The organism is Sulfitobacter sp. HI0129 (assembly GCF_001635395.1).
GTDB lineage: Bacteria > Pseudomonadota > Alphaproteobacteria > Rhodobacterales > Rhodobacteraceae > Sulfitobacter.
The window spans coordinates 1-4551 of sequence record NZ_LWGH01000514.1 but is presented as its reverse complement, the minus strand read 5'-3'; the positions used below and the strand labels follow the sequence as shown (position 1 = coordinate 4551).

Sequence of the window (4551 nt, the reverse complement as noted above, 5' to 3'; positions counted from 1 at the left end):
CGAAGGCTGGCCGATCCTGCTGGTGCTGGCATTCCTAGTCTGGGCTCTGGTCTTCATGCGTTGGGAACGCCTCGCGCCGTTCTATGCCTCAGCGCTGCTTCTTGTTTTCACATCGCTTCGCAAGAGTACCCGACTGTCCCTCAAAAGCATTCCCGGCATGCTGTTTGAGATCAACAAGTTGCTTAGCCAGGCAATGGCGCTTCTGCTGCCGATCAGCTTCATACTCGGTGGGTTGATGGCGACCGGCGTGGCACCCAACTTTACCTCGGCGCTGGTCACGATTGGACATGGTAATATTGTTCTGGTCTTGGCGATCGGTATCGTCGTCTGCATGATCTTCGGTATGCTCGGCATGATCACGGCGGCGTACCTGATGCTGGCACTCACGCTCGCGCCTGCACTGGAGCAAATCGGTGGACTGAACACCGTGGCGATTCATCTGTTCATCGCTTACTACGCGGCGCTCGCAGCCATTACCCCGCCCGTCGCGCTTGCCGCTTTTCTAGCGTCGCGGATCAGTGGATCGGCCCCGATGATCACCAGCGTCCATTCGGCGCGAATCGGAATAGTGCTTTATTTCATTCCGATCTTCTTCCTGTTCGAACCGGCTCTCATCTTCCAGGGCCCCCTCGGCATAACGGCGATCTGGCTGGTCATGAATGTTATCGCGATCATCCTCATAGCCGGGGCTTCTGAAGGCTATCTGACACGCTTTGGTGCGCTCCGCGGGTGGTCACGGGCTTGTCTGTTCGGGGCTGGCCTGCTTATCGGTTTCCCGGAAATATGGTCGACTGCAGTAGGATTCGCAGTAGCTATCGTCGTCGTCTGTATACCAAAGCTCTCCCGTTTCACACCAGCAACGGAGGGCAACCCATGACGGGATTTGAGGACAGCCCTAGTACGTCTCCGGCGGCGGCAGCCGATCGGGTGTGGACATCTTCGAGGTGCGGGCCATGAAGATCACCAATATCGAAACGCGAGAGTTCAGCTGGCCGCGTGAAAAACCGATACGCAACGGCAAGCATGTCTTCACCCATGTGAACACCAGTTTCGTACTGGTTCACACTGACGAAGGTGTGACCGGGGTCGGCGTCGGTCGCAGCGGTGGGCCCATATGGCGGGAAAGCATCAGGTATCTTGAGGCCGTGGTCATGGGGCATGACCCAATTGAGGTTGAGCGGCTGTGGCATTTGATGTGGGTGCCCAAGACCTTGGGGCGGCGGGGCGTGACAACACGCGCGATTTCGTCGCTGGATATGGCCTTCTGGGATATCCGCGCACAGGTGGCCAACATGCCGCTCTATAAATTGCTTGGCGCCTATCGCAAAGCCGTGCCGGCCTATATCGCCGGCGGCTACTACGAGGAAGGTAAGGGGCTCGACGATCTCGCGAGGGAAATGTCCGACAATGTGGCTAAAGGTGCTGGTGCGGTAAAAATGAAGATCGGCGCGGCTTCTCTTGCGGAAGATGTGGAGCGCGTGCGCGTCGTCCGCGAGGCGATAGGCCGGGATGTCAAACTGCTGGTTGACGCAAACTGCGCCTACACTTGGCACGAGGCTGCGAAGATCGCGCGGATGATCGAGCCTTACGACATATTCTGGTTCGAGGAGCCTGTGGCGCCAGACGACTATTCAGGGCATGCCAAAGTTGCGAGATCGACCATCATCCCGATCGCGACCGGGGAGAACGAGTACACGCGATATGGCTTTCGCGACCTGATGGCGCATGACGCCGCTTCAATCTTCAATGCCGACGCGAAAGTCATGGGCGGGGTCAGCGAATTCATGAAGGTCGCAGCGATGGCGCAGCCCATGGACATCAAGATCGCGCCACACGGGGCACAGGAGGTTCATATCCACTTGGTCGCCGCTATCGAGAATGGGTTGATTCTGGAGTTTTACGACGACTCCTTCGATCCGATGTGGGGGCAAATCTACGACGAGACACTACAACTTGGGAAGGACGGCTGCGTCGAGGCACCGTCCACGGCTGGAGCAGGAATCAAGCCGCGCTTTGATGCGCTGAAAAACTATCGGATCGCCTAAGCGCGATCAGTTCATTCTGGTTTCCGCAAAGTATTGTCGTCGGCCGTCCAAAGCCGGGCAGTCTTTTGCGGCCATTTGAAAGGAGAATGGAATGGGAAATGAGATGCGCCACTTTATCGGGGGGGGCTGGATAACGCCCGACAATAGGGAGTTTATCGATGTAATCGATCCCTCGACCGGCGAGCCGTTTACGCAGACGATCCTTGGTACGGTGGAAGATGTGGATGCGGCGGTGGCAGCTGCGAAGACCGCGTTCGAAAGTTACTCTTTTTCGAAGCGCAAAGACCGGATCGCGCTCCTGGAAGCGATGCTGCGGGAGTTTGACAAGCGTCGCGAGGATTTTGCCGAGGCGCTATGCCGCGAAATGGGCGCTCCGTACGATATGGCGTTAGAGAAGCACACCGGCGCGCCTGTCGCCCATATCCGCGCGATGATCGAAGTCTTGCGGACCTACGAGTTCGAGTTCCCTGCGAATGAAAAGACGTTGATTTCTCGCGAGCCGGTCGGCGTCTGCGGTCTCATTACACCGTGGAACTGGCCGCTCAACCAAATCGCCTGCAAGGTCATCCCGGCGATCGCCGCGGGATGCACCATGGTGCTCAAGCCGTCCGAAGCCTCGCCGCTCAGCGCTGCGGTATGGGCAGAAGTGATGCATGACGCGGGGGTTCCGGCGGGTGTTTTCAACATGGTGCATGGATCAGGTGCAGTAACTGGCGCCGCGATTTCGTCCCATCCGGATATCGACATGGTGTCGATTACCGGATCGACGAGGGCCGGTATCGCCGTCGCGCAAGAAGCGGCGAGTACGGTCAAACGTGTAACCCAGGAACTCGGTGGCAAGTCGGCCAATATCATCCTGGACGATGCGGATATCGAAACCGCTGTCGCGAGGGGCGTCCGCGTGATGATGAGCAATAGCGGACAGTCATGCAGCATGCCGACCCGCATGTTGGTCCCCCGAAGCCGTATGGACGAAGCAGCTGCCATCGCGGCGAAGACTGCCAATTCGCTTGTCGTTGGTGACGTCCGCGATCCGGAGACGGATCTCGGACCGGTCGCCAACAGGGCACAGTACGAAAAGGTCTGCGGCCTCATCCGAGCGGGCATCGACGAAGGCGCGCAACTCGTTGCCGGCGGGCCGGAATTGCCAGATGGAATTTCGCGCGGCTTTTTTGTCAGACCGACGATCTTTTCGGACGTCGATAACTCGATGCGCATCGCGCAAGAGGAAATATTCGGACCGGTTCTCGTGCTGATAGGCCACGACGGCGACGACGACGCGGTTCGCATTGCCAATGAATCCGCATACGGTCTCGCCGCTCACATCCAGACTGCGGATCTGAAGCGCGCCCGCAGACTTGCACCGCGCCTGCGCGTCGGCAATGTCCATATCAATTATCCCGCCAAAGACCTGACCGCGCCGTTCGGAGGTTACAAAGCCTCTGGTACCGGCCGCGAGTACGGGCGCTGGGGGTTCGAAGAGTTCCTGGAGATCAAGGCGATCGGAAATTTCGACGGATCTCAGGGCAGTTGATTGTTTTCAAGAGAGAAAGGAAGGAGAATTCATGCGAGGCGTAGTTTTTCTAGGAGGACGGGACCTGGATCTTCTGGAGTTCGAGGATCCCACACCCGGCGAATTCGACGTAGTTCTTGCGACCAAAGCGTCGGGAATGTGTGGAAGCGATTTACGCAAATACAGATTGCCAAAGCCGACTGACGGTTCGTTGCCGAGCCTGATTCCTGGCCACAAGCCCTCCGGCCCTACCGTTGCCGGACATGAAATTGCCGGCGTGATCGCGGCGGTGGGGTCGAAGGTCGATCCACGTCTGGCCAGCGTCGGGGACCGGGTGATGGTTCATCACTATCAGGGCTGCACACAATGCAATCATTGCCATGCGGGCTGGCAGCAGCTTTGCCAAGAGGTTCCCGTCAAAGTTTACGGCGGTAATGCGAATGGCGGCCATGCACCATTCGTCAAGGTCCCGGCCAATACCATCGTGAAACTGCACGATGATCTGTCGTTCGAGGCGGGGGCTGCGATCTCCTGCGGCACTGGCACGGCCTATGCGGCGTTGCGGCGTATGGAGATGAAAGGCGGAACGACGTTGGCGGTTTTCGGTCAGGGGCCGGTTGGCCTTTCAGCGACCCAGCTTGCAAAGGCGATGGGCTCGCGCGTAATCGCTCTCGACATAAGCGACGAGCGATTGCAGAAGGCCAAGGAACTTGGTGCAGACGAGGTTATCAATCCATCCGATACCGACGAGATTGAGGCAATCAAGGAATTGACCGGCGGCCGGTTCGCCGAGTACACGCTCGATACATCCGGCACGGCGGCGGGGCGCAAGTCCGCGATCCGCAGCACAGGCGTTTGGGGGACGATGGGCTTTGTGGGCGAGGGCGGCGAAGTCACGGTCGACGTCAGTGGCGACTTGCTTCGTCGACAGCTGAACCTGGTGGCGTCGTGGACGANTTCANCGATGATGAAGTTCAGGAACTTCTTGGCGAA

General features: G+C 58.5%; 4 protein-coding genes. All 4 read left to right on the top strand.

The annotated features are described in order from the left end of the window. Positions 1-877, top strand: an 877-nt coding sequence (locus A3764_RS14070) for a TRAP transporter large permease subunit (RefSeq protein WP_150122189.1), incomplete at its 5' end; no start/stop codon positions are given. A 76-nt stretch (positions 878-953) separates the two neighbouring features. Then, positions 954-2045: a mandelate racemase/muconate lactonizing enzyme family protein gene (locus tag A3764_RS14065; RefSeq protein ID WP_067951692.1), complete on the top strand. Its 1092-nt coding sequence runs from the start codon at positions 954-956 to the stop codon at positions 2043-2045. A gap of 91 nt (positions 2046-2136) precedes the next feature. Further along, complete coding sequence (locus tag A3764_RS14060) at positions 2137-3579, top strand: aldehyde dehydrogenase family protein (RefSeq protein ID WP_067951691.1); 1443 nt, start codon at positions 2137-2139, stop codon at positions 3577-3579. Positions 3580-3610: 31 nt separating this feature from the next. After that, positions 3611-4551 (top strand): zinc-binding dehydrogenase (locus A3764_RS14055; protein ID WP_150122188.1); only part of this gene is annotated, 941 nt, incomplete at its 3' end.

Bases quoted from the DNA above. Each gene is read 5' to 3' on its own strand.
- A3764_RS14065 (WP_067951692.1), top strand. From the start codon at position 954: ATGAAGATCACCAATATCGAAACGCGAGAGTTCAGCTGGCCGCGTGAA.
- A3764_RS14060 (WP_067951691.1), top strand. From the start codon at position 2,137: ATGGGAAATGAGATGCGCCACTTTATCGGGGGGGGCTGGATAACGCCC.